The sequence below is a fragment of the Paraburkholderia sp. J8-2 genome, assembly GCF_905220195.1.
Taxonomy (GTDB): Bacteria; Pseudomonadota; Gammaproteobacteria; order Burkholderiales; family Burkholderiaceae; genus Paraburkholderia.
This window is the reverse complement of record NZ_CAJMZA010000006.1, coordinates 218,624-243,192: the sequence shown is the minus strand read 5'-3', so window position 1 is coordinate 243,192 and position 24,569 is coordinate 218,624. Positions and strand designations below refer to the sequence as shown.

The following is a 24,569-nucleotide window of genomic DNA, read 5'->3' as shown; positions in this document are numbered from 1 at the left end:
TGTGTGTACGAGTTTCGAGTTTCTGTCGTAACGCCGGCAAAGCTGGCTCAGTTTTCGATGCGCCGAGCGCAATCCGACGCTGAGAACCGGAACATCCAGGAGGGGAGGACATGGAAGGAACAAACGAACCACGACTGAACTCAGGCCCAGCAAGTACGCTGACCAGATGGCTCGACCAGACGACCCTCGGTCCGCGCAACCACAGCCCGTCATGTTACCTGGGTCACCCCGACAGCCAGAGGCGTTTCTACGACTGGCTCATGTCTGTGGGAAAGCTCTCGCGCCGGAACGGTGTGCTGACGATCGACCTGTCGGCGCGAAAGCTCGGGATGAAGTTCGCTGAGAAAGTGAACGGCCCTGGTTGGGGCGCGCACGCGATGCTCGAAATGCGCGTGCGGCGGGAGGGCTTTCACATTTTCAGACGCTACATCAACATCACCTGCCTCGTCGGCGGACCTCAAGCGTATATCGACTACGCACTAGAGGACGCGGCACGCCTGCTCATGCTTATCGAGAAGGAAGGGATCTCGGGTATCAAGGACGGACGCGGGCGCCGGCTCACGCAGGCCCCCGTAGATGATCAGGGACGCCTCGAGATCCGCGAGGGGGCGCTGCGCATCGAGTGCAACGAAGATATCGTGTGGCTCAAACGTCAGGCCCGGGCACTTGTCCCCCAGGTGGCCGAAAAAGACGGCCCCGCGAGCGATCCGAAGGTGCCCGCCGGCTACCAGGGCAACGACCACGTCACGGGCGCGCCACAAGAGGCGGTGGCGATAAATCCCGGCTCGGGCCTGCCTACGATTGGCGGCATTGGCACCCCGGACATCGGCGGCAACCAATGGGGTTTCGGCCCAGGCTCGGGCATGTGACGGCCATCGTCCGGCCCGACTCTTTAGTCGAGGAAAGCCGGATTTCCCTCGCTATTCATCGCGTTCGCTGGCTCACGCCGCTGATAGACTCGCACACGTCTGTCTAACCGCCGTAACTCCCCATCCTGGAAGGCCCGATTCCTGGCGGGTGCGCCGAGTCCTCGAGGCGCGCCGCTGAAGCTTTTCGCCGGACTTGCGGCACTGTTAAAGAAATACGCCTCGATGCCAATATCGCCTATATCCGCTGACCATCGTTATCGTGAGGCGGGCCGCTATGCGCGCTTGTGTCGTGAGCAGAAGCGATTGCCGATACACCAGGTTGCCAGCGCTGTAGGTGTGTCCACAGGAACCGTTATCAGATGGGAAAAAACCGGTTTCCCTCTTTATCTTTCACGCGAAGAACAACGCAGTTGGGAGCGCGTGCTCGGTCTTCGGCGTGGCACCCTCCTCTCGCCCCCGCCTATGCCGGCCGAACAAACCATCGGCCAGCGCGCATTTGAGCGCCGTGAAGAGATTGGTGAGAGCCGGGTAAGGATCGCGGTGCGCCTCGGGCTTAGTACCTCCGCACTGCGCGTGTGGGAAACCCGGACTCCGGACGAGGGTTTCTCGCCGGATCAACTCCGCGCCTGGGAGCTCGCGCTGAAAGTGGTGCCCGGTAGCCTCGGAAGCACGTCGGACGACGTGGGCCGCGCGTTCGGGACCGAAAATACCGCTCCCACGAGCACAATCCGTTGGATCATCGACACGACCGCAGAACGCGCGCTCGATTCAACGACAGGTTTGACGGATAAGGCGCGCGAACGGTGCCGGACGATCTACTCGCTCCGCTACGGTGTCAATGTGGCGGAGCCGATGACTCTCCTTGGGATCGCCCGCGACCTGTCCTTGTCGGAAGGTCGAATTTCCCAGATCCTGCGCCCGATCACCCCTGAGCGGTTTGCGAAGAAGGCCGACGCGCGCGTTTTTCGGGAACTGGCCAAAGCCGCCGTGCCCTACTTGCCGTGTTCTGTAGATCGACTGGGGGAACTTCTCAGACCATTGCTTGGGGAAGGGATCTCGGTGTACGGGGCCATCGGCTTCGCGCAAGATGCTTTCGGCATCGAGATTCTCTCCGTGTCGAAAGTGAAGACACTCACTGGCTTCGAGTTCGTCGCCCATGCACCCGACGCACCTGCTCCTACTGCGGGGAAGCATAGCGCCCTGCGGGCACTCGCAAACGGAATGATTCGCGCGTGCGGCGCCGCCCATATCGGGCTTCTTCGCCTGAATGCGATTGAACAGCAGTGGAGCGGTCCGGAAGTGGCGGCCATACCGGAGGTTCTTGCTGAGATAAACGGGTTCGAGTGGCTGGAGGACGCCGACCTGCGGGGCGCGCAATGGTTCTGGTTTGGTCTCGAAAATGCAGGTCTCAACCCGGTCGTCTCCGCAGCGCGGCGCATCATGGCGACTGCTGACCACGCCATCCCCATCGAGACGCTCATCGCGGGCATTGCCCGGGTTCGTGCCTTTCGGCAATCCCGCCACGAACTAGGCCAGCTGCTTGATGTAGACCCGCCCGTTACGGTCATTGAGCGGTTGCTCAAGCGGCTCACCTTCCTTGAATGGGAGGGTAGCGGCGGAAATCGATGCCGCCGACGAGCCGCGGCAAATCTGTCGTACAAAGAGGATCTCTGGGAACACGAGGTTGTTCTCTTCGAGGCAATGGTCGCCCAGGGGAATGTCGCGCGCCGCCGCGACCTCCTGGACCAGGTTGTGGCGTCGGGGGCTGCCACTCCGCTCAGCCCGGCGCTGTCGCTCACATTGCACAGCTCCCCCCTTTTCGCGAGGATCTACCCGAGCGTCTACCGTCTTGTCGCTCGCGAACCCAGCCGCGACGCCATGATTCGTGCAATCGAAAATGCGCACGTCTGGGAATGAACCGCCGCCCCGTCATTTCCCGCGTTGATCGCGTAGCGCGCAAGGTGCCCTTGCGTTAGACCGGGCCCCATCTACCCTACTCTCATCGTGCCATCTGTGGCCAACCTTCACGGAGAGAGTTGAGATGAGTGGCACCATCGACCTTGCGCTCGATGACTGTCGGCGCGCCGGTTGCAGGGCGTTTCGCGATCACGGTGTGACGTGGTTAGCGCGGCACAGCTTCCCGCACGCCGGCCCCCCAGCACGAAGCGTCTTGCGCGGGCACACGGAGGAGCGCCACCATGCGCACGATCGCGCGCTCTACGAAACCCTCTCCTTTCACAGGCTGTGCGTTCGCGACAACGCAAAAGACCGGGCGTGGGCCGAGCGTCTTTCGATTGGAGACACCGGACGCCACGAGCGCCCCAAGGGGCTCCTGGCAGCCAGGTTTCGTGCGCCGTGGGGAAAGTCGCTCCAACCTGAGCTGCACGTCTGCAGTTTAGTTTGCAGTGCAGACAATCTAGACCGACAATCACACGCTTCTGTGGAGCATTTTGTATGGCAAACAAGGTAGAGCAATTCCTGAGCAGCATTTCCGACGACGATCTTCGACGTGTCCTGCGTGACTACAAGGTCCAGCGAGAAACCGGAATCATGCCAGAAGGGGCCATGCGCGGGCTTGCGCGCGACATCCACGAGCGCTTCGGCCTGAAGCTGGCTGACGCCAGTGCCGTTATCTCAGAAGGCGTGCTGCGCATTGCGGCATATCGCTGGGCGGGCCTTTGAAATGGACGCTGCCAGCGCGCCGCTCGCCTTGCGCGCCAGCTCGATGCTGAAAATGCTTGCACAGCCAGTGTCGCCAGTGTCTTCGCACGAGAGGAGATCGTTCCGGTATTTGGCCGAGTTCGAGGTCCGTCTCTCACGCTCGGGTGGCGCTTCCTCAGCTTGCACCCTCGCTCGCCCTGGTAAACTACGGGGTATTGACCGCGCCTGCCGCCTTGTTGCGCCGGGTCGCTGAACCTCTCCGCCCTTTTCGAAATGTCCGCCCGCGAATACTATCCGCAGTTCTTCCGCCGCACCCGCCCCTGGGCGGAGGTCTTCTCCCGCGCCGTGACCGCAAACGACCTGTCGGCAACGGGGAGCCAACTGTTCTTCCGCGCATATAGCGATGCGCTCTCGAGAACCCCTGGCGCCCCTGCCGCAAAAATAGGGCGTAGGACCCGCGAGGCTCAAGGCGCGCTCGCTTTTGGGGAGTGGCTGCGCCGCGGAAGCATCATTTACGACCTGAACGACGCCCTGACGGAAGCGCTCGATCGGTCTGACCCCGGTGAAATCCGCCCAAGTGACCTGCACCTACCCTTCGACGTCATGTACGTGGCTTTCGGCGCGCGGCATGATATCCGCCTGCATAGCGGCGTGCTGGTGACTGGTGCGTGGCTGATTCACTTCCCTGGTCAAAGCTTGCGCTTTGTGCTTACCGCGCCCCAGCCTGCCGATACCCCGTGGTGGGACCGACATGAGGAGTTTTTCGACACGCGCCTCATGTACGAATACTGGGAGCGACCGCTCGGCGAAGCAATCGACGCCTCGCTCGATGACGACTACAAGGATCTAGAGCACGCATCGATGACAAAGACGCTCGCCGGCGGCCTGTCGAAGGACGACGCTGATGAGATCGCCGCACTCTTCACACACCTCGAGCAAAATCGGGATGCCTACCGCCGCGCGGTCAGCCTTATCGTCAACGCGCTGTGCTTCATCACGGCGTACCAGGGCGATGTCGAGGAGCGGTGGCAGCCGGGGACGCCCGAGAAGTGGATCGGCAAAGCGGACGCAGGCACGTCCAAGGAAGTGGCACGCGCCCGCTCCAAGCTCAATGCCATGGGCTATCGACGGGTGCTAAGGGTTGGGGACATGTTCGGCGCGCGATCAGCAAGTGCGCCTCGTGAAGGAACCTGGCGGCGCGGCCACTGGCGCAACCAGGCGTATGGCACCGGCTACAGCCTTCGGCGGGTGCGCTGGATCATGCCAATGGCAGTGCTGGGTGGACCCAGCGACGCGAAAGAAGAGCGCATCTACGAAGTACCCGAAGCGGCACCTGCGAAGCGCTGAGGGATCACATGGCGCGCTGAACCGAGCCCGAAGCCCCGGTGATGTCTTCCCCTCGATACCATGGCAGGGCCGCGGAAGTAGCCCTCCTCCTGGAGTACGCAAATGAATGCGCCTCGTAGGGCTGTTCGGGCGTGGGAATCCGCGCGAACTCCCTTCACGGGCAGCGTTGTCTCGTTTTCCTATGTGTTCTGCTCACCGTTGCCAGCCTTCGCCACGATGGCTGGCTTGCCTTCCCCCAGGATCATCCATTGCAGGAACACGTATGCGACGCCTGCGAAGACCCCGAGCAAGTATGTCATGGTGATTCCACCACCGATTCGCTCGATCAGTTCGTCCGCGTCTTTCGGTTCGGACACGATGATCTGTCCGCGGCTGTCCTTTACGGTCGGCAACTTCAGATTCTTGTTTACGAGTTCTGGGTGCATCGAGAGATACCACCCGGACGCCGCCGCCTTCCCGCTAAATCCACAATCGGCACCAAGCCACAGGAAAAAGACCAACGCAGGCGCGATCAGGAATACGATCAATACCTTTCGAATGACGCCGATTGCGTATTGAACCGTCGCGTGCTGGATCTTCTGCGCGACCATCCAGGCAAACGCGAGAACCACGCAGGTGAAGATCGGCGCGAAAAGGATTGGTGTGGTGTTGTTCATTTTCGGGTGTCAACAGTTTCGTTGCCGCCAACGAATGCAAATCGGCTCTTTTACCCAGCGTACTTTCTGACCGCTTCTGACCAGCGTCGTTCGCGCTGGAAGACTTCCTCTTCGATCTGTGGCACGACGTTATCGCGCATATCGTCAAGGAATTCTTCGATCATCTTCGCGTCGGCAGCGTCCACCGGCCGAAGCGAAGGAATTTCGTTGAACCATGTCATCTTTTTTTCCCTAGCAGATTACTTGCCGTAACTACGACGGTCCCTTCCGTTCGAATTCACATAGTGGAGTCGCCAGAAGAAAAGCGCGCCTGCGTTCACCAGCATCGCGAGCAACAGGGGGCCAGCCAGCGGTCCCAACGATGCCACGGACTCTGGCCTTGCCTCCAAAGCATCCATAACCAGATAGCCACCGATTATCAAAGGCGCTCCCATATACAGGATAAACACAAAAATATGGCCGATCAGCTTCATCATCGTTTCCTATCTGACTAAGGGCGTAGTTGCCCGCGGTTCTGTGATAGCGCTTGAAGTCTTCGTGCGATTTAAAGGAAGTACTTGATCGGATGCTTCGGATGTTGGACTCATGGTCAAATTCCTGTCGTCACTCAGGCCGCACGTAAAGCTGCGTCGTGGTTGTATTGCGCGACGAGCAATTCCCACCCGGCGCTCATGATCCTGCAGCACCCTTCGAACTCTGCCTTAAACGACATTGCAGGTTCGTCGACAGCAAATCCGGCAGCGAGGTACCGCGCGACCTGCGACTCGACGTCCGGTATCCACATCGCGTACGGACCCTTTTCATTCGGGTAAAGGAAGCCACATTCGCACAGCATGTTGCCGACGTGCGCGCTCCCGGATCCTGTCTCGTTGTGATAGCTGATTGCGCAGGGCACGCCGAGCGCCTCCTGGATCAGCAGCGCCTCGTTTGGATGCCCCAACTGCGCCCTGAAACGCGTTTCCCACTCCGTACCTTTGCGTGGTGCGCACATGCCGTTGCGGTCGGCGCGACCGAAGTCGGGATGCGGCGCCTTCTGAAACCTCACCCGTGAGATCGTGCCGTCGAGCAGGTCCGTTGTGAACTGCATAACGCCGAGTTCCCGCGCCAGCGACTGGCACGCATCGAACGCACGATGGCGCTCGGCGACGAACGACCTGCACAGCTCGAGCGCCTTCCCGCCTTCGATGAGAAAATGGAGATCTGGGAATTCCACCGGTTGCATCATGACCTGCCTCTGTCTCTGGAAACGTTGTCTATCAGCTATGCGCCGTTGAGCGGGGACGCTCACCGGGCTCGACGAATCTTCTATTCACCCGAGTGCTCGGCGCCGCGCCAGACCTTGTAGTTCGCGAACGAACCAAGGAGCGAAACGCATACAAGCACGACCAACGACCATGTTGAGAAGACCGGCAGAAAAATCCTCACGTCCGGGTCACGCAATACCAGTTCCACGATCTCCGCGCGCGCCAGGATGACATACCGGACCACGAGCCAAAGGTTGATCGCCACCACGCTCAGCAGCGGCGCGGGTGCCTTTGTGTAGACCACTACCGTTATGGCTGTCCCGACCGCGCAAATCGACATGCATAAAGGTGCCGGGAAACCGACCATCACGCCAGCGGCCAAGCCGACGAGAATCCAGAACGCGAATACGCCGAGGTTCATCGGCGACCCCGATTTTGATGTTTGCCCCACCTTCAGCTCCTTTACTGACATGCCAACGTGAACCCGGCAGGGTGCGCCCTCGCCTTCGGCGCGCGCAGCACCACCGAAGCTGTACGGCTTCTGGAGGAAAAGTTTTAGGGCGACAGCGATATACGTCCGCTGGCGCCGGTGGCGGCAGCTCGTGCGGCGATCGCCCGGAGTGAAAGCGACCTCTGGAGAATTAGGCGAAGAGATAGAGGGCACACCGGCCATGCGGCTTCGCCGGAACCAGGCCACCCCTCGGGGGCTTGCCGTGATCTGCCCACTCTTGATGCACGCCGCGAGTGCATTGACACGTTGGCGCGGGCCGCGCTATTCTTGCTCCGCGACGTTTTTCCCGACCGACACCGTTGCCGGTTAACTGCGGATTCTGAACGTCGTCGTGTAGCCCACCTTCTTTTGGCATGACAACTTTCCAGTCAGCTCGGGGCGTCGCGTGAACGGCAACAGCTTTCCCAGGACGCGCCCGGCTGCATGGAGTGATCATGCAACCCTCGTTGTTACTCAAGCCGGTCAGCAAGGCGCTGATCGCCGCGTTCGCACGCGAAGGCGTTCGCGTAGGCCCTTCCACTGGGCCTGACCTCATCGTTTCCACTTATGGTTTCTGGACGGCACAACTCGCGTTCGAGTACGCCACGCCGTTCATTATCGCCCCTGCACCAAAGTTGACTCGCGAGACGCCGGCGCATATGCATCTGAAGTGGACGATTGAGCGCATCAAGGGCATTGCGAAGGTCGATGACTGGAAAGCCCAGCAACTCGCCGCTATCACCAATGACGTGGTCCGCGAGTCCGGGCTGAGCATCGACATGCAGGCCGTCGTCTTCGACCAGCGACTGGCGACCACCCGCGAGCGCATCCTCAAGGCGCTGCGAGACCCAGATTTCCCGCCGGTGCACGCGTCGGTCGCGATCGGGGCGGGCCTGTTGCCCGAAGCCATGTCGAGTCTCGACGCGCATCTTGCACAGATGGGCCCCGAGCGCGCCTTGGGACCAGGCGGGCACGGCACCATCGCGGAGGTCGTCGCGCGTGACGCGACCTATCTGTGGCAACGCCCGCCACGCGAACTGCGCGAATTCGAGTCCGCCTTCGTCGACTGGGTGCACATGCGTGATAACAAGCCCTTTTCCGCCGAAATCGGCCTCGGCTTCTGCCTGCTTCAGCCCTACGTCAGCGCCGGGCGCCGGCAGCTGCCGAACTACAGCGTGTTCTCGCCAATCCTGCACTACCGAGAGGGGTCGCAGTGGCGCATGAGTGGCATCCCCTCCACGTCGTACCGTGAAGCGGAGCCGTTCACCCGTGGCCAACGCCCATTGGCGGAAGTGATCGGGGCACCTGTGACAACGCTGCAGCGCGCGGCGGTGTGCCCGGCCTGCATGGATGTCTTCGCACCAGCGAGCGCAAACGCACCGCACCGCTGCCCCGATGGCGGTCCGCATGCGCGACACCTGGTCGACACCCTCCGCGCTCGCTACGACAGCGGTAGTACCACCTTTACTGCGAGCGAGCTGAACAAGGATTCGCGGCCGCGGCCCGGGAGCCAGGACGGGGTTGTCGCCGTGCAAGCGCTCGAACAGTTCCTCTTGACGCACCGCGCAACCCTGGGACTGCGCGCCTTCAATGGCACCTGGGCGCTGATGCGCCGACCGACCATCATGCTGACGGCAGGCGCCTCGCCGGCGTCACCTCTCGAAGGGGCTTGATCATGGGCGTCCAACTCATCTGCGGCAGGCAGACACCCTTTGACCTGGGCTTCGAACACGGCGCGGAGGCAGAAGAAGACCCTTCAGCACTCGAGTTCTGCTCGCGAGTTCATGAGTACCAGCTCGGCTTCATCGTGGGGCGCAGCTTCAGCGAGGCAGTCAAGCGCGCGAGCCATGCTGCCGCCGCGGCGACTGCCGGCGCGCTCGGCAGTCGCTTTGGCGTGAAACTGGACGACGTGCTCGAAGCCATGCGCATGACCGACGAGCACGAACACATCATCCGCCAGGCTTATGCGCACTCTGACGCACGCACGTAAACACATAAACGACACCAGGCGCTCGCGCGCCCCGAATGACGGCCGGTTGCCGTCAACGATCAGGTGAACCCGATGACGCTAAAAATCCAAGGATCCATCCTCGTTGAATGTGCAGGGGAGCGACTGAGCATCCAGGGAGCGCAGTTCGGCCTCGAAGAGGACGGTACCCGTAATCTCGGCGACGGTGACTTTCAATACGAGGCTTTGCACATCTATTTCGATCCCGAAGACCGCTTCAAAATCCTGGTCGAATCGACGTTGCTCCAGGGCTCCGTGACGATCTACCCGGCTAAGGTTGAAGAAGGATCAGCAGTTATCGTCGAGGACAACCTCGACGCCGTTGAGGGATGAGCAATCCTGTCCGGCCTGATACTGTCAACGTGACCGAGATGGGGCCGCCTCTGGCGGCCCTTTTTGTCTCTTCGCCCCCCGCTCCAGGATAGGGTCCGCGTCGGTCAGACCCGACCGCCACCCTGAAAACGCCGAGGTTATATAACGACCTTCGCGGACCGCAACCGGCGACGCGAACCGTCCCAAAAGATCGATTTAAAGCGGAGAGCCAACGAACTCGAGTATCACTCGCAAGGTGCTTGTCGCGGTCGACCGCCTGCCGTTACAGGAGCAACCCACAGGCAAGGATGCCCGGCTGACCCAGTTCATGCCCCTGATGAAAGACAAAAAGAGTCCGCTTCACCTATCCGCGGGAGGGCGGCCGGCGGCTCGTCGCGGAAGTGCCCACCTTGCGCGATCTCCGGATCATGGCGTACGCAACCAACCTTCGAACGCCACGCGAAAGTGACATGCTGTGAACTCGCCGAGAGCACATCGCCGGGCGAACGATGTTACCTCGATCTCGAATGCCCCTTTCATTCGGGGGCCCGAGGCGAATATCCCGAAGCACCGCTAAGGTAGTTCGATCAATTGAAATAAGAATCGAATTCTCATTGAGAGCGATGCTACGAGAGAAGTTTTGCGGTGAACGCAGGGCGGACACTGAAAGGCTATCGTTGCCGCGCACTTAAATAGCCCGGAGCACCGAACACCGACGATGCAATCCGCATAGACGCTCGATTTTAGCAAAACATCAGCGTAATTTTCTGGAATTGGGATCCTGAGAACGTTGATGAACGAGAGGCATTTATATGCCGTAGCGCACGCCCCAATGCGACACTGAAAAACAACCAAACGCACGTCTTTTCGAGTTCGAGGTCAGAATGAAACTTGGGAAACATCTCACACCCTTCGCGGACGATATGGTCGACGCCGCAAAGAATAACAATGGCGTTCTCATCATGGGGAACTATCTGCTGAGTTCCGTGACTGACGGTGGAACATTAAATCCTTTAACGATGGACACCGAAAATTCGGTTGTATGCGTTGTCAAATACCGCGGCATTCCATTTGGCCTATTTCAGAACGGTCAGCTAGAAAAATCATACAAGATTGGCGACGAAACGGTAACTGGGACGCACGCCGAAGATTGCTTCATGTCTGCGTGGGAGGAGTTTCAGGAATTAACTGTGCTTCGAGATAGCGCTGATCTGGCGGCCGCAGGAAGGGGTCAACAGCTTTTTATCACGCTGAAAATCAATAAATCGCCTTGCATAGAATGTACGGCAAAATTAATTAAGTTCAAAAAGGCAAACCCTCACGTCTCAATCAGATTAAAGATATTGCAGCTATATTACGGTAGTGGTGGCACGAAAGGCGTCGGGTCCCTGACAAATCGATTGAGCATCCTTGCCTTGATGAGCTCTGGCTTTTATATCAAGGAATGGGTCATTTTCAAGAAGGCGAACCCAAGAAGGGAACAAACCAAACTTGGCTATATTCATGAACTAAGGAATATGACTGCCATATTTCTTGACAATACCGCGTCGAAAAAAATCTTTAGTGATGAGGATGATCAGGAGATCGTTCTGAACGAGACCGAGTTAAAATACTTGACGTTTCGGAGAAAACTGGCGGGCGACACCATCACTCTAAGCGAACAGAAATGGCAGGCACTTGAAGATATCCGCAGCCTTGGCGAGAAATATAGAAAAAAATCTGAAATGACTGAGGCCGAGCAGAAAAGACACCAATATCTTGTCGATCTGGGTTTCGATTTCGAGGACGTCAACCTCGAGATGTTGCACCGGAGACTTATCACATCGTTTAATCTGTATAAGCATGTGAACATTGCTGTTCCGACAGGCCTTATTAGCGCCGATGATTACTCTTCTAGCGAGGACGATGATTCGATCAGTGTGGACGATTAGGGCATTCTCTCCTGAAGACTGCCAATCCCGGTCTGGCCGCTGTCTACCCGACGACGAGACTTCGTGCATCGGCGCTGCGCCCTAAGCGTTCGTACAGAAGCGCGCCGAGATCCCCCTGGAATTCGGCCGGGAGCAGCTCGGGGAGATATCTCGATCGCCCTCGTGCACGCCCATTCGGCACACATTCGGATGACCCTGTGACGCGCGACCAGTTCAAGTCAGCCAGGCAGTCGCCGGCCGCTCACGCAGACCGAAGAACCCCATGACGGCGGCGATCGCGACGGCGCGGGACGGCCCAACACAGCGGCCCTGCGACCGCCTGTGGTTGATCTATCTACCACGACGTTGCCACCGCTTCCCCCCGCAATGGTAGCAGCGCTCTTTACCGCCAACGTCCCGGACACTTCGTTGGCAACGAGCGAGCCCACAGGCGCCGCCCAGGCCTAACACTGCGAGCATCGCGTCATTGCCACTCTTTCCGCAGTTCGACGTCAAGCTCCTGCCCGTTCGGAAGGGCAAGCGCCTCGCTCTCCCCGACCCGCATCGTCTTGACTCCTACTACCGTAGCAGCAGGAAACACTCCCGGATGGAAGGTGCAACCCTGGAATGTAACAGCAGCCGGTTCGGATTTATCCTGAACCACTGTCGCATCGATCAAGGTCGCCACCGCGCCATCCTCGCGCCCCACCGGATAAATCATCACAGCGAGCCCGCCCGTGGGCACCGTGATGCGCTGTTCCCACTTCGCGTGACGGCTCTCGCCCGTCCAGCTGCAGTCGGTTTGGGGCCCGCTCTCGACGGACTGGGTTGAAACCGCAGCCGGACGGGGTGATCCGGATGAGAACTGGAACGGCTCACCAAGTGCCCATACGGCGTCGCTGCTCGAGACTACATTACCATTCTGCTTAAGCGTGACCCTGTAGGCGACGTGCGCCGCGTCACCGGCCGCGTATGCTGCGACACCATGCATCGCGCACACCGCGAATAGCGCGCCAGCGATCTGCGCCTTCAGGCCATTCGCTACCGCGATAGCATTTACCATGCGATTATTTTTCATATTTCGTTATCCTACTAAATATAAAGCCAGCTTGAAATGACAAGCACGAGGGCGACGCGCCAACCCGAAGTCAGCGCCCCCCTGGTCGACAGCACCCGCGTAGCGTTGGGTACGAGGCTCACTACGCCCCGCGCTATCCCGCTACTCGGCGAAACGTGATGAGGTAATCCTTGCCGTCGAGCCAGTGCACTACGCCGACACGTGATCCCGACTCGGTCAACCCGTGGATCACGGTGCTCCCTTCCCAGGTACCGGGAACCTTGCCGGACATTGTCACATCAAAGGCAACGCTGTCGGCCATGCTGTCGCGAACGTTGCTGACCGTCATCGTCCAGGAGCCGTTATACACATCCGAAGGGCTTGCGTTTGTGGATAGGAGGTAGCCAAGTTCCTCGCTAAACTTCACAGGCTCGCCGTGGGTCACCTGCTGCCCAACGGGAGACACTTCGCCGCGAGCGTCCCGCGTCGTTACCGAAATCGCAATTGGCAGTTCGGGCGCGACAGATTGCTTTGCTGCAGGTGCGACCCCGTCTTCGGTCGCAGACGCCATCGACACCACGCTCGCCAGCGCAAGCATTACGGCAATCTTCTTCATTTTGTTTTCCTCTGGTGTGTATCTCATCTGGCCGTACCCGCAGGCTCAATCTTCGGAACGTTTCGTTGCGCCTTCGGCCGCCCGCGCTTGAGCGGCGCAACGCGTCGGCTCGCTTCACCTGAAATTCTCGCGCGGAACTCGTCGCTGCCAAGCAACCAGCCCTTGACGGTTGCCTCGATCAGCGCCTCGCGGCCCAATTCGTCGACTGGTGTCTCAAGCAACTCTTTCCATGCCCGCTGGCGCTCAAATGGCGTATTTCCCAGCGCCCAGATGTGAGCATGGTCGGTGACAAGTGCGCTGGCCTCGATGCCTGCGTGATGCCTGTAGCTCGACCAGCGCCAATCGCCCGGCTCCGCGGCGTGGCCGCGCGCAACAGGCGCGCATTCAACCGTACGCAAGGCGAGAAAGAAAAAGCTATCAGCCTCGAACACGGTCGAGCGGTAACGTCCCACCCAAAGCGTACCGTTTCGCGCGTACCTCCGATTGAACGCCGCCACGTAGCGGCGTCCGATCGCTTGCAATGTGAGCGGAAGACTCTCCTCGGTCGAGGGCGTCGCTATCAGATGCACGGCATCGGGCATCAACGCCCACCCGTGAATCAGCGCACCATGCTCGCGCGCGGCCTCTCTTAGGCATTCGACGTACAGTTTGTAATCCTGCTCGTCGCGGAACGCGGGGGCGCCTGCATACCCAGTCAAGATTACGTGTTGCGGTTGTCCGGGAACATAAAGTCGTGGAAGCCTTGCCATCTCTATACCTACGATATCTCGAGCTGCTCGCCAAATGACGTGCGCGGCAAGCTTAGCCCGCCAACTTCTCGGCGCAAGTCGCTGAAATTTCCTCGATCCCATACAACTTGCGACAGGCCGCCCGATCTCCTGCCCGAGATTGCCACTCGTCTTGCCTTTCCTTGCACGCACGTAGAACTGCCATGTCAAAAGCCGTGAATTCACGCGCTTGCGCAATCACCGTATCGCGCCATGCCATTCCACCTTCGACCTGATGGCACAGGGCGAGCATTTCCGTGCACTGGTGCTCGGCGAGCGCCTTGTAGTCATCGCGCGGGGCTTCGAACTCGAGCGTCATCCCGATACCGAGAAAGAACCCAAGAACCAGAGTGATTGAGCCGCCTGCGAGACACTGATCCGATGACGGCTTCCATCCCGCGATCATCAGACAGACACCGACGGTGGGGAGTAGACACAAGCCGACGATCTGCAAAATGAGCCGATTACGGTTGCTCACGTCCTCTATCTGACGGCGCATGGCAAGCTCGCTCGCGGACATCGGAGCATCCAGTTGCGGAAGACCGTCACTCATCTTTTCCCCCTTTGATTTCCGGCAGGCTCGCCAACCACCGGTACGCGGATCTGTTCTCCTCAAGGAGTACCAGCAGGCGCGCTATCAGTGCAATCCGCTCCTCATCGCTCGGCACACTACCGTCGGGCAATCGTGCCTCACCGCGCTCTAGACGCGCGATCTCCTGCTTGATCATCGTGCCTTCGTCGAGCACTGCCCCTAATGCGATCTGCTGAGGTGTACGCTGATGTTTCACCCTCTAGTCCTCGAGATCGACCATCTTGCGGCAGTCCTTTTTTGTGGACGGGCAAAGAAGACGCGTGCCGTCTTGCATCGTGATTAGCAGCAACGCGTCGCCAAGGGGTGCGGTGAATGCCCCAGCGACCATCACGGTACGAAGGCTGGTATGAACAAGCGAATGCAGGCTTGAGTCGGTGGAGACGACACCCATCACCACCTTTCCAGTCAGGCTCATCCCGATGCCCGTTCCGCTTGCACCCTCAGAGCCATTGAGTGTGGTCGACAGATATCTCCCCGCTGCTTCCTCCGAAGCAACCTGATGGCTGCGGTAGTCGTCGATCCCCACCACGACGCCGGCGCAGAGTATGGCGCCAACGAAGGCAACAGAAATTCCGGTAATCTGGAGCGCTTCTCTCGTCCCGTTCTTCATCACGCCCCCTACTGTGCCGTGCTTGCAAGCTGTGCCCACGACACATGATTGCGCTGCAAGAACGCTTCCTTGCTGATGACTTGACCAACACATCTCTGAATCTCGGCGCGGACATACCCAGGCGCATCGTCGGTATCGACATTCGTACTGGATACGACCCAGCTCACACCTTGCCTGTGTGCCGCCAGCTGGATAATCTGATGCGGCACGAAGGTTCTAACCTCGGCGCCACTATGCATCGCCTTGCACGAGCCCAGCATGAATGCCGTGCCCACGCTATCGCCCATGCTCAGTGTGCTGTACTGGGACGGAACGATCTGCGTCAGCATCCGTTCGAGCACCTTGCGGACGCCCGGCTTTACCCCCGGCAACGATACGAGTGGCTCGTAAGTGCCCGCCGATATCGAACCAAAAGTCCCGGTTTGCTCTCCCCCGCTTACCGTCCCAGGGACCGCGGCGGCTGCACCATTCTGCGCCCTCGCACTGACCCACTCAGCGCGTTGCTTTGCCTCGTATGCGCCTTTGTTCGCGATTGCGTTCGCGCATGTTTCAATGGCTGCCCGTACCCGCCTCGGCGGGGTATCGAGGTTGACATCTGTGTTGTCGATTGTCCAATTGGCGCCTTGCCGGTGCGCCTTGAGGAATACGTACTCCCCCTGGACGACGGCGTCGACGCGCGTATTTCCAATAGTTGCGTTACATTCGCCGGGAGCACCCGGGACAGCGAAATCTCCCTTCACTCCTATATCGAGCGCGCTGTATCCGGCGGGCACGATCTGGATCAGCATTTCCTGGAGCGTTGTACGCACGTCGGCGTCAATTTGTGGCCCGGGTGCCACCGGGACTGAAGCTAAGGCCGTGACCTGCTTTTGCGCATCCCGAGCGGTACGCTCAAGAGCGCGCTCGTCGCTCGCACCCTTTGCATGTCCCAGGAAAGCCACCAGAACGAGGGCGATGAAGGTCGCCAGACCACACCACATCTTTTTGCTCATTTTTTAACCTCGTCGCTTGCAACCCGATTCATCGTCTTTTCGGCCTCTGGCGAGAGAGCCATCAGTTCAGGCAGTTTCTCGATCAAACCAGACACCTCCTTCGCAAACGCGTCGCCCCCAACCTGGCGCGCACGCTCGACCGCGGCGGCCGCACACACCGTTGGGTCCCCCCCCTGGGTAACCGTGCTATAGAAGCGAAACGCGAAAATGTTGATGTGCCGGATCGCGATGCAATCGCGGTAGTGTTCGTTGACGAATTCACCGGCCTTTCCGCTTGTCGCGATCCTCGTCCAGTTCGCCTCGTCGCTCTTCTTCATTGCGGCCACTGCGACGCCGATCTGGTGGTTGGTCCAGACCATTGAGACAAACGCGTACACGAGGAGCACAGCACTCAAAGCGGTCCGTATGTGCCTGGGAGAGCGCTCTCGCTTCATCGCGTTAGTCGCAATGATTCCGAGAAGCTGGCCCGCAGTGGCCGCCAGCACAGCCGCCCACCAGAGGGTCAACTCTCCCACGAGAACGACCGCCAAAACCGCGGCGGTACCGCCGAAGGGGTAATAGCGGATACGCTTAGCAGGCGCACACGCTCCAAGCACGCCCCCCACTACAATTCCGCAGATGAGCGCGTACAGGCCCACATGTTCAAGCTGGCTCAACATCCTCGCCTACTCCCACTTTATCCGGCTCGCGCGCGGCCTCATTGCTTTCCGAATGTCCTCAATAATCCACCGGGCCACGTGGAGTTCGCTATCTACTTCGCAGTCCTTCCTTACCGATGTAGGGACTCTTGTTCTCGAACCGCTCAGTCCAATTTGAACATGCCCCGTGAGAGGTGCCGGCTCGCCCCCACCGGAACAATCGGTGAGGTCATTATCCTGAATTGGGGACACCCATTTACACCGAATGCAGTGGTAAAAACGCCTTCTTTCAAAGGCAGCCGCGAGCGCGATGCGCAAGCAGCAAGCGTCAGTGGCTGACAGTCAGCTTCGAGCTAAGTCTTTGTTTTAATTGAACCTCTGCGCTTGCCAATTGCGCTACTTACGACCTGCATAGAATTCGCGGCAAGTGCGGCTTGTCCAGGCGTCGTCGGAGCGCCATGGAAGGCGGCGTGGTCAACCGGCGCGTTGCGAAACCGACGTGCACTGCGATCGCCCCAGAAATGGCCGAGCTTTTCCGAGGCTTGCGGCGCGGATGTGCTGGTAGTCTGGATCGGAGATCCTTGCGGCGTCCACCACACCGCACGCTACAGACGCAACGCCCCACCATGGAAAAGTCCGTTGGATAACCGAATCAATCCCTGCGAGGAAGCTGAGGTTGCCGAGCGGACATATGTGTCCGTGGACCGTTGCATGTCCTGGCGTAGCGGCTTGCCACAAGCCCCACGCCCTACTTCTGGAGGCCTGCTGATGAGTTGGGAAGAACAGATCGCAGCTGTGAAAGCCGATATTTCGACCTCGTTCTGGCTCAGGCGCGCCATCGACGAGTTACATAGACGCGATCCCGTGGACGCGGCAAAGGACGCGCGCCTGCTCGCAGAAATCATGGACGCACGCTGCGATGCCCTGCTCGGTACGCGCGTGGATCCGGCCGGTGCCGGGGGTGGCTTGCCTGGATGAAAACCGGGGGGACAATGGTCGATAAGGCAACCATCGATACCCGATTTCCCCGGGTCGAAAGACGGAAATCCAACCATTATGGCGAACACAGCAACCCGCACTCCCTCGCCCGCCGAGATGGGCATCGGCGCGAACATCCGAACACTTCGCCTGATCGAAAACATCGACCAGACGACACTCGCGGAGCGCCCCGGCGTCAGCCGCAGCGCGCTGCGCAGCCTGGAGGCTGGCGGTGGTAGCAGCCTGCAGACCTTCGTGAGCGTACTGCGCGCGCTCGGCCGCGAATCGTGGCTCGACAGCCTGACGCCTGTGGCGCCCATCACTCCAATGACGGTAACACGTGAGGGCGTGGAGCGACTGCGCGCAACCGCCACCAGACGTCGTCCCGCCCGCCACAGGGCCGCCCGCAAATGAGCGAATCCCTCACTCTCCGCGCCGGATCGCTTCCCGAGCCCCTCAAGGTGCTCTCGATCAGACAGCCGTGGGCATGGCTGATCGTCCGGCCTGACCTTGCCGCCGGCGCGCGCGCGCTGGCGACCTCAAACGGCGAGTTCAAGGACATCGAGAACCGGTCATGGTCGACCAGATACCGCGGCCGCGTGCTGATCCATGCGAGCCACACGATGACCCGGAGCGACTACGACAACGCAACACGCTTTCTGGATGTTGGTCCGCCCGCCCGCCTCGGCATCACGCTTCCAGGACGCGAGGCGCTTGAGCGCGGCGGCGTAGTTGGAATTGGCACGCTAACGCAGTGCGTAGCGCCGGGGTGCCGGCGATCACCATGGCACGTGGATGGCATGTACGGATTCCAGATCGCCAATGCGCGGCCTCTACCATTCATCGCTTGCAAAGGCGCACTCAGCTTCTTCGAACCGCATCGTCATCTTCTGGACGAGCTCGAGCGTCTGCAGGTCCTCACAGCCCCAACACCATGACTCGTCGCGCACGTCTGACCGTCCCCGCCGAGAACCTCCTGCGGAGCTCGATGATCCTTTTTGTTAGCACCGCTGACTCCACCCTGCTCTCTGGGCCCCACGCTGAAAGGTTCTGGGAGAGCATTAGGGCACGCGCCATTCCGCACTATTTCGCGGGCGCGGTGTCGGATCTCGACGGCCAGAGCGAGCCCCGAGACCTGGTTTGGACCGCCGGCCGCAACCATGTGGTCGCGCTAGGAGATACGGTATCGACCGTCTGCAGTTCCCAGGGCATTGCTCACGAAGTCTTTCCGGACCCTGAGGCGACCGATTCCGACGTTTGGCGTCAGATCGATCGCCAACTCGACTCACTTGCCTCCCGATTGCCGCTCGACGGCCATCGTTACACAGCAATTCGGGACCGTCTGTCCCATCTCGGTTATAGGCATGAGTGGGAATGGGCCCACACCGTCACGCCGCCTGAGGCCGCCGATGCGTTTGCGTACCAGGCGATTTGGGTCATCTGCTGCAGCGGATTCCGTGCACAGGCGGCTCGGGTAACCGAACAGAAGGTTCTTGACGCACTCGCTGCTGGGCGATCCGCGACGGATGTCTTCCCACGCAGCGGTAAGGGACGTGCCATCGACACAATATGGGCCAACCGTAGCCGCTACTTCGCCGGGTTCCGGGAACTTGTCGCTCGCGAAGCGAACGCTGAGGCCGTGATCGAATGGCTGGCGATGACGAAGATTCCCTACGTTGGCGGCGGAATCTTGCGTTATCACTTCGCAAAAAATCTGGGCATAGCCTGCGCAAAGCCGGATCGCCACCTCGCAAGGCTGGTCGGCGTGCCCGAGGGCGCAAACCCAGAACAAAACTTCCACGCTGTTATGGCGCTTTGCCGGCGACTTGCGGAAGCCACCCACGACAAGGTGGGCGCAGTCGATCTCGTCTTGTGGCGGGCGTGCAATCTCGGGATTCTCATGCCATGAGGCGCACGCCCCGCGCCCGCGACACCAGCGATTGCCGCGTCGCACTCTTACTAGCTGCGGAATCCAGGATTTCGCTCAAATGAGGCTCTTATGACTTCCCCAGACCTTCGCATCGAAATTTCCCATCCGATCCCGACGGAAGAGAACGCCGGCCTGCTCCTGTTCAGCCTCCTGCACTCCTACCTCGAGATCGCACGGCTGTTCCCCTCTGCGCAGGTGGAGCCCGACCTCGTTGCCCAGGCACGCAAGGAGCTCGCCCAAACCGGCGTACCAGCCACCCCCTTCTCGAAGTCGGTCGCGGGCCGCCATATCGCGTGGCTCCATCATTGCCTGCGCGAATCGGGGCATTGCATTGACGGAGCTGCGTGCCAGCAGGCTTGCGGTGCGAAAAACCCCTGTGCCCGCGAACACCGCCCCGGCGGCGCGCCGCTATGGGCTTCGGCCCTCTCCGACGACTGGACGCTCGAAGGAAAGGCGACGCCGAGACACGACGCGGGCAGGAGTTCGTTCGACCCCGGCGCCGCGGCTCGGTTGCGCTCGATCGTCAATCGGCTTGGCGTCAGCGCGCCAGAGTCGGACGCCGAAATGATGGGAGCGCTGTTCGCTGTGCTCGGGAACGTGCGCGCTGGCATTGATCGCTTGATGGGGAATCCGAAGCCCGCCGGGTCTGGTCAACCCGGCTAGGCGACCGAGCGCCGTTCGACATCCGTCTGTGCGCCTGTAAAATCGGTTAGGCAAAGCTGCAAATTCCAACACGCAACGGCAGGCGCAATTCTTCGAGCCGCAGGGCTCAAGATTCGTATGGATCGGCCGTTGTGCCTGATGTCAGCAGCCTCATCCCGAACCAGGGCCACCTTACCCCGTTGCCGATTCGCCCCATGACACCGAAAATCATTCCTGTAACTCTGGTCACCCTGATGCTCGCTGCATGCAATTCCCAGAAGGACGCGAGTAACGCCACCTTCGCAAATGCGCTCGAAAAGCATCTCGCTGGGCCGGGGAGCTGCATTACCATCAAGCCGTTCGTGAGTGCTGCCGATCGCCAAAGCTACCCCATGACCGTGACCCTGTTCGTGAAGAAAGGCTGGGACAGCCAATCCGTGGTCGACCAGAACAATGCGATCATGACTCGCCAGCTCGATCCGCTAGTGAAGGCCGGCGTTTTGTCGGTGGCGCCCGGGAAGAATAGCGAAGCCGCGCCCGCCCGGATCTACTCGCTGACCGACGCGGGGCAAAAGGCAATCGAAAGTGCGGATAGCACGGCAATGTGCGTCGGCCACTATAAGGTCGACGAAGTGGCCAGTTTCACCCAACCCGAAACTGTGAACGGTCAGACTACCTCGCGCGTTATTTTTACCGCGAGTCCGGTCGACGTGCCCGACTGGGCCAAGCGCCAGGATGTTCAGAACGCCTATAGCGGACTTGCCGACGCGCTAGCACCGCAAATCAAGAGCGCAAGAACGCTTGTGCTCGCGAGCGATGGATGGATCGACGCCGCGGAGTTCCGGCAGTAACCACTGCGATAGTTGCCGACAACCAAGCAATATGAACGACGGCCCGCCAATGTCACGCCTACCACACCCGCGCCAGTGCGCTGACCCAATCGGGCTTACTTGTTAAATCCTCCTGGTTACTAGCGATCGAAATACCGCCGATTGCGTAGCACGGGCTTCTGCGGCCGGTGATAGACGCGTGCAACATCGCCAAACCCGGTCTTCCTTCGAACCAGGGCGTCGAGATATCGCCTCGGGTCGGGGAATTTCGCAAGCAGCCGCGACGTAAGGCCACGGTTGTAGAACTGCAGGGCATCCGCGAACACGTTCGCGACCTCGTGAACCGCGAGACGCTTCATGAACTGCTTGCGGTTCCCGCCCGCCAGGAACGCGCTAAGCGAAGGGACCGAATATTCCACGCGAGCGACAAACTCCGTGTCGCGCGCACAGTCAAGTGGCGGAAATACGCTGAAACGCTTGTTGGAGACAAGATCCTCGAACAACGTTGAATGGCTCAACATATACGGGATGATCTCTGGCACGTCGCCAGAATACCGCGCGGTCTCTGCCGGCGCATCGCACGCGAAGCCGACGCGAATGATCACGGTGTCACCATTATCTGCCGCTCTAGCGTGACACTTCACATCGGCCAGGAGCATCGCCGTCGCGACACGCTCCAGATCCGGAATCCTGATTTTGCCCCAAGCGTTCTTGATGTCTTCCGAATACACCATTCCCTCTTATCTGGCGATGATTACCCGCATCTGAACGCGGGGCAGAAGCGGGGGCCAACTGGCGCCGGCCCTACGAGTGTTTGCAGCCGTGGTTCCCGTGCGGATCAACCCAATCGCAGACCGTCCCGAGGTCCACTTGGGTCGTCGTTGAATTTACCCACGGGATGTATGCGTAACCCAGAAAGGAGAGTGCAACACGGTACTCCCATGAGCCATCGGAGTTTCGCGCAAACCAAACGATCCTGTCGAGATGCTTCCGAGCGTAGTCATCAGAGACCAGCCTCACCTCCGCAGCTCTGTACATAAGGAACGAGCCGTCGGCCCTCGAGAGAAATCTGATATTACTGATCAAGCAGTAGGCTGCAAAGACGACAATGGAGAGAAGCAGCCACTCTTGTGCGCGCCGGATACCACGGCGACTGGCGGACAAACGCATTATGTTTCCTTCTTGTTGTGCTGTTGCCGACCTTCGGCACGCTCCTCGACTGAGCTCAGGAAATCACTGCTCCTGGTCGCCGCGCTTGTACAGCGACGAGCCTCCCCCCGCTCACCGTTCGAGCTCTCTCGTTCGAAGTTCGTGCGAGGATGACTTGCTCCGGTGCGCACGCACTGGGCGTCCACTCCCCGTCGTGCTTTAAACGCCTTATTTCGCACCTTGCGCCTTGATGCGATCGATTATGTCGAGCGCGGCTCCCCATGCGGCGGTCGAGTCGGCTTCAATACGGTACAGCGCGCCGACCCACCCGGGCCATGCCATCAGGTCGACCGTGCCGCCGGGCGACGAGGGCCTTTGGTCGCGGCTCCATGCGAAGAGTTCGCCGCGCTCGCGAGGTGTCAACCGCTCAAGCAAGGACGGACGCGACTCCCCTACGAGGATCAGGTTGTGCGCCTGTGACGCCGCACCAGGTGCCTCGCCGCTTGCCGATTGAGTGGATTGAACCCTGTTGCCGCTCCTTTCGACAAGATAGAAGCCCTGTTTGCGCGCTCCCGCTCGAAGGTCGGCCAGAAAGGAGTCAGAATCCACTTGATCCATACCCTGAGGCCACGGCCGCTCCAGAATATGCTCCGAGAATGCGGTAGCTACGCGCCCACTGACCTCACTGTCTTCGAGGCCCCACTCGGAGATCTCCGCAATCAGATCCGCATTGAGCACATCAAGCAGCTGCTTGTGCGTCAAGCGCACGCCACTGATATCCTCGACGAGTTCGATGCAGTCGTTCGCGTCTTGTTCGCTCAAACCGTCTGGGGTGCCATCGTTATCGTGCATTGCCAATCTCCCTCCCAATCAAAGAGGCTTCAGGGCGATGCCCTGCAGCAAGTCCATTGGGCAAACCTCGCGTGGAAGGCTCACGAAAACGCAGTCCGTCCACCGCATCATGTCTCCATTGAGAAGTTCAATCGTAAACAATACCGCGGTCGGCATGGGCCTGCCTTCCTTGCCTTCGTTCCACTGATCCGCGGTGTAGCAAGGCTCATCAGCGACAGCTGTGAGCCTGCCAACGCGGTGTAAGGCCGGGCTCCTGTGAGCGGTGGTTTCCACTACGAGATCGCCTACCTGGGGGCTACGGAGTCGCTTCGCCCACTCTGTTTTGTGGGCCGTCAGCGTCAGAGTCAGCGTTGCAAGCGACTGGGCGCACGCGATCAGCACTTGCGAGAGATCCTCGGAGGTAAGCAATCTCAGCTTCCTTGAATCCTTACCGCTGCTCAATGAGGAATTTGGAGCGATCCTTCACGTCCGCGATCCACGCAGGCGCACGCGCGAGACCGCTCCAGGTCTCACCTGTTTTGGGATTCCGGTACTTTGCAGGTTGTGGGCCGCGGCGGTAATTTCCAGATTTGGGCACCTTCGCTCCTGCGGCCGCCTTCGAGACGATCGCCGTGCGCGTCCCCTTCACCGCAACCGGGCGCCCCGTGGTCGCAGTTTTGCGATGCGCTTCCTTCTGCATGTACGCCTCGAGATCGGCGAGCGTGAGTTTGCACAGCGTCATGAGCTGTGTGATCTTCTCAAGCGAATCCGCCTGGAAGTCCGCGCGGAGCTGGGCCATCTCGCGATGGATACGATTGATTTTCGTTGCTGACATTGCTATTCCAGATCTTCTGCTAGCTATGTTTATTTTCTAGCCCGGGTTCGTGGAGAATGCCTCTCGAGCCCCCGAACACTCCTACGGCACTCTCACTCCACTCACGCTGCAGCGATCTGCTTGACTACAACGCTTAACTGGCCCCATTCGCGAAGATGCCGGCACCGCTATAAAAACAACACGCATCACTCAGATCGAGTTCACGCATGTGCCAACGTTAGGAACGGGTGATGCCAGGGTCGCAATAAGCGAATAGCCGGGATATTGCTTCTGTGCGGTCCTGGCAAAGTCCTTCACTGCAGCGTCACTGTCTCCAGCAACGACAATCGCCTGGATCGGTTTGATGACGTCTGCGGCACCATTCTTTCGTAGTACCCCTGAAACCATGAACCGCTCCGGCTGATGAACCTGCCAGCCGACCCGCGCCGATCGAACATCAAAACTACCCGCAAAAGCGGGCATAGATGCCGCTGCAATCAACGTGGCAGCGAAAACCGCAATGAACCCCGTGCGCATATCCGATTCCCCCGATGTCTGATGCTCTTCCCTAGCCCTCGAGCTCCGCCCGACGATATGCTGCTTTGCGAAGCAACATTGCCTCGAGA

31 protein-coding genes are annotated in these 24,569 nt (G+C 59.9%); 14 read left to right on the top strand and 17 right to left on the bottom strand.

Features of this window, described 5'->3' with window-relative positions:
- The first annotated feature begins 110 nt into the window (after positions 1-110).
- From U5A52_RS16560 to U5A52_RS16545, 4 genes are all read left to right on the top strand, one after another.
- Positions 111-869: a hypothetical protein gene (locus U5A52_RS16560; protein ID WP_321935430.1), complete on the top strand. Its 759-nt coding sequence runs from the start codon at positions 111-113 to the stop codon at positions 867-869.
- A 462-nt stretch (positions 870-1,331) separates the two neighbouring features.
- Positions 1,332-2,786 carry a hypothetical protein gene (locus tag U5A52_RS16555; protein ID WP_321935429.1) on the top strand — a complete coding sequence of 485 codons (1,455 nt, stop codon included), beginning with the start codon at positions 1,332-1,334 and terminating at the stop codon, positions 2,784-2,786.
- Between the two features lie 537 nt (positions 2,787-3,323).
- Positions 3,324-3,551: a hypothetical protein gene (locus U5A52_RS16550; protein WP_321935428.1), complete on the top strand. Its 228-nt coding sequence runs from the start codon at positions 3,324-3,326 to the stop codon at positions 3,549-3,551.
- 252 nt (positions 3,552-3,803) lie between these two features.
- Positions 3,804-4,877: a hypothetical protein gene (locus U5A52_RS16545; protein WP_321935427.1), complete on the top strand. Its 1,074-nt coding sequence runs from the start codon at positions 3,804-3,806 to the stop codon at positions 4,875-4,877.
- 179 nt (positions 4,878-5,056) lie between these two features.
- Here the strand turns inward: U5A52_RS16545 and U5A52_RS16540 are convergent, their stop codons facing one another.
- The 5 genes from U5A52_RS16540 to U5A52_RS16520 form a co-directional block, all read right to left on the bottom strand.
- Positions 5,057-5,533 (bottom strand): hypothetical protein, encoded by a 477-nt coding sequence (locus U5A52_RS16540; RefSeq protein WP_321935426.1) that lies wholly within the window; start codon positions 5,531-5,533, stop codon positions 5,057-5,059.
- A 50-nt stretch (positions 5,534-5,583) separates the two neighbouring features.
- Positions 5,584-5,754: a hypothetical protein gene (locus U5A52_RS16535; RefSeq protein WP_321935425.1), complete on the bottom strand. Its 171-nt coding sequence runs from the start codon at positions 5,752-5,754 to the stop codon at positions 5,584-5,586.
- An 18-nt stretch (positions 5,755-5,772) separates the two neighbouring features.
- Positions 5,773-6,009, bottom strand: coding sequence for a hypothetical protein (locus U5A52_RS16530; protein ID WP_321935424.1), 237 nt, complete (start codon positions 6,007-6,009; stop codon positions 5,773-5,775).
- A 131-nt stretch (positions 6,010-6,140) separates the two neighbouring features.
- On the bottom strand, positions 6,141-6,758 hold the full coding sequence (locus tag U5A52_RS16525) for a hypothetical protein (protein ID WP_321935423.1): 618 nt from the start codon (positions 6,756-6,758) through the stop codon (positions 6,141-6,143).
- An 80-nt stretch (positions 6,759-6,838) separates the two neighbouring features.
- Entirely contained in the window at positions 6,839-7,450 is a 612-nt protein-coding gene (locus tag U5A52_RS16520; protein ID WP_321935421.1) for a hypothetical protein, read from the bottom strand.
- A gap of 272 nt (positions 7,451-7,722) precedes the next feature.
- Here U5A52_RS16520 and U5A52_RS16515 point away from each other — a divergent pair, with 272 nt between their 5' ends.
- The 4 genes from U5A52_RS16515 to U5A52_RS16500 all read left to right on the top strand — a co-directional run bounded on the left by U5A52_RS16515 (position 7,723) and on the right by U5A52_RS16500 (position 11,518).
- On the top strand, positions 7,723-8,940 hold the full coding sequence (locus U5A52_RS16515) for a hypothetical protein (protein WP_321935420.1): 1,218 nt from the start codon (positions 7,723-7,725) through the stop codon (positions 8,938-8,940).
- A gap of 2 nt (positions 8,941-8,942) precedes the next feature.
- Complete coding sequence (locus U5A52_RS16510; RefSeq protein ID WP_321935418.1) at positions 8,943-9,257, top strand: DUF2623 family protein; 315 nt, start codon at positions 8,943-8,945, stop codon at positions 9,255-9,257.
- A 72-nt stretch (positions 9,258-9,329) separates the two neighbouring features.
- Positions 9,330-9,608 (top strand): hypothetical protein, encoded by a 279-nt coding sequence (locus tag U5A52_RS16505; protein ID WP_321935417.1) that lies wholly within the window; start codon positions 9,330-9,332, stop codon positions 9,606-9,608.
- A gap of 863 nt (positions 9,609-10,471) precedes the next feature.
- Positions 10,472-11,518, top strand: coding sequence for a hypothetical protein (locus tag U5A52_RS16500; RefSeq protein WP_321935416.1), 1,047 nt, complete (start codon positions 10,472-10,474; stop codon positions 11,516-11,518).
- Positions 11,519-11,981: 463 nt separating this feature from the next.
- Here U5A52_RS16500 and U5A52_RS16495 read toward each other — a convergent pair whose 3' ends face one another.
- The 8 genes from U5A52_RS16495 to U5A52_RS16460 all read right to left on the bottom strand — a co-directional run bounded on the left by U5A52_RS16495 (position 11,982) and on the right by U5A52_RS16460 (position 16,790).
- Positions 11,982-12,575 carry a hypothetical protein gene (locus U5A52_RS16495; protein ID WP_321935415.1) on the bottom strand — a complete coding sequence of 198 codons (594 nt, stop codon included), beginning with the start codon at positions 12,573-12,575 and terminating at the stop codon, positions 11,982-11,984.
- A gap of 133 nt (positions 12,576-12,708) precedes the next feature.
- On the bottom strand, positions 12,709-13,170 hold the full coding sequence (locus tag U5A52_RS16490; RefSeq protein WP_321935414.1) for a hypothetical protein: 462 nt from the start codon (positions 13,168-13,170) through the stop codon (positions 12,709-12,711).
- 23 nt (positions 13,171-13,193) lie between these two features.
- Positions 13,194-13,919, bottom strand: coding sequence for a transposase (locus U5A52_RS16485; protein WP_321935632.1), 726 nt, complete (start codon positions 13,917-13,919; stop codon positions 13,194-13,196).
- A gap of 52 nt (positions 13,920-13,971) precedes the next feature.
- Positions 13,972-14,490 carry a hypothetical protein gene (locus U5A52_RS16480; protein WP_321935413.1) on the bottom strand — a complete coding sequence of 173 codons (519 nt, stop codon included), beginning with the start codon at positions 14,488-14,490 and terminating at the stop codon, positions 13,972-13,974.
- On the bottom strand, positions 14,483-14,725 hold the full coding sequence (locus U5A52_RS16475) for a hypothetical protein (RefSeq protein WP_321935412.1): 243 nt from the start codon (positions 14,723-14,725) through the stop codon (positions 14,483-14,485). The genes U5A52_RS16480 and U5A52_RS16475 overlap by 8 nt, the downstream gene beginning before the upstream one ends.
- A 3-nt stretch (positions 14,726-14,728) precedes the next feature.
- Positions 14,729-15,139, bottom strand: a complete 411-nt coding sequence (locus U5A52_RS16470) for a hypothetical protein (protein WP_321935411.1) — start codon at positions 15,137-15,139, stop codon at positions 14,729-14,731.
- 8 nt (positions 15,140-15,147) lie between these two features.
- The gene (locus U5A52_RS16465; RefSeq protein ID WP_321935410.1) at positions 15,148-16,131 is read right to left on the bottom strand and encodes a hypothetical protein; all 984 of its coding nucleotides are present in this window, start codon (positions 16,129-16,131) and stop codon (positions 15,148-15,150) included.
- A complete protein-coding gene (locus U5A52_RS16460; protein WP_321935409.1) occupies positions 16,128-16,790 on the bottom strand; it encodes a hypothetical protein in 663 nt (220 codons plus the stop codon). The genes U5A52_RS16465 and U5A52_RS16460 overlap by 4 nt, the downstream gene beginning before the upstream one ends.
- A 747-nt stretch (positions 16,791-17,537) precedes the next feature.
- On the opposite strand from U5A52_RS16460, the gene U5A52_RS16455 reads away from it, so the two are divergent.
- The 6 genes from U5A52_RS16455 to U5A52_RS16430 all read left to right on the top strand — a co-directional run bounded on the left by U5A52_RS16455 (position 17,538) and on the right by U5A52_RS16430 (position 21,170).
- On the top strand, positions 17,538-17,747 hold the full coding sequence (locus U5A52_RS16455) for a hypothetical protein (protein WP_321935408.1): 210 nt from the start codon (positions 17,538-17,540) through the stop codon (positions 17,745-17,747).
- 78 nt (positions 17,748-17,825) lie between these two features.
- Positions 17,826-18,161, top strand: coding sequence for a helix-turn-helix transcriptional regulator (locus tag U5A52_RS16450; protein WP_321935407.1), 336 nt, complete (start codon positions 17,826-17,828; stop codon positions 18,159-18,161).
- Positions 18,158-18,685, top strand: coding sequence for an ASCH domain-containing protein (locus tag U5A52_RS16445; RefSeq protein WP_321935406.1), 528 nt, complete (start codon positions 18,158-18,160; stop codon positions 18,683-18,685). The genes U5A52_RS16450 and U5A52_RS16445 overlap by 4 nt, the downstream gene beginning before the upstream one ends.
- A 50-nt stretch (positions 18,686-18,735) precedes the next feature.
- On the top strand, positions 18,736-19,656 hold the full coding sequence (locus U5A52_RS16440; RefSeq protein ID WP_321935405.1) for a hypothetical protein: 921 nt from the start codon (positions 18,736-18,738) through the stop codon (positions 19,654-19,656).
- 90 nt (positions 19,657-19,746) lie between these two features.
- On the top strand, positions 19,747-20,340 hold the full coding sequence (locus U5A52_RS16435; protein ID WP_321935404.1) for a hypothetical protein: 594 nt from the start codon (positions 19,747-19,749) through the stop codon (positions 20,338-20,340).
- A gap of 194 nt (positions 20,341-20,534) precedes the next feature.
- The gene (locus U5A52_RS16430) at positions 20,535-21,170 is read left to right on the top strand and encodes a hypothetical protein (RefSeq protein ID WP_321935403.1); all 636 of its coding nucleotides are present in this window, start codon (positions 20,535-20,537) and stop codon (positions 21,168-21,170) included.
- 119 nt (positions 21,171-21,289) lie between these two features.
- Here U5A52_RS16430 and U5A52_RS16425 read toward each other — a convergent pair whose 3' ends face one another.
- The 4 genes from U5A52_RS16425 to U5A52_RS16410 form a co-directional block, all read right to left on the bottom strand.
- The gene (locus U5A52_RS16425) at positions 21,290-21,883 is read right to left on the bottom strand and encodes a hypothetical protein (protein WP_321935402.1); all 594 of its coding nucleotides are present in this window, start codon (positions 21,881-21,883) and stop codon (positions 21,290-21,292) included.
- 643 nt (positions 21,884-22,526) lie between these two features.
- Positions 22,527-23,150, bottom strand: a complete 624-nt coding sequence (locus tag U5A52_RS16420) for a hypothetical protein (protein WP_321935401.1) — start codon at positions 23,148-23,150, stop codon at positions 22,527-22,529.
- A 427-nt stretch (positions 23,151-23,577) separates the two neighbouring features.
- Positions 23,578-23,964, bottom strand: a complete 387-nt coding sequence (locus U5A52_RS16415) for an H-NS histone family protein (RefSeq protein WP_321935400.1) — start codon at positions 23,962-23,964, stop codon at positions 23,578-23,580.
- 189 nt (positions 23,965-24,153) lie between these two features.
- On the bottom strand, positions 24,154-24,480 hold the full coding sequence (locus U5A52_RS16410) for a hypothetical protein (RefSeq protein WP_321935399.1): 327 nt from the start codon (positions 24,478-24,480) through the stop codon (positions 24,154-24,156).
- Between the last annotated feature and the right edge of the window lie 89 nt (positions 24,481-24,569).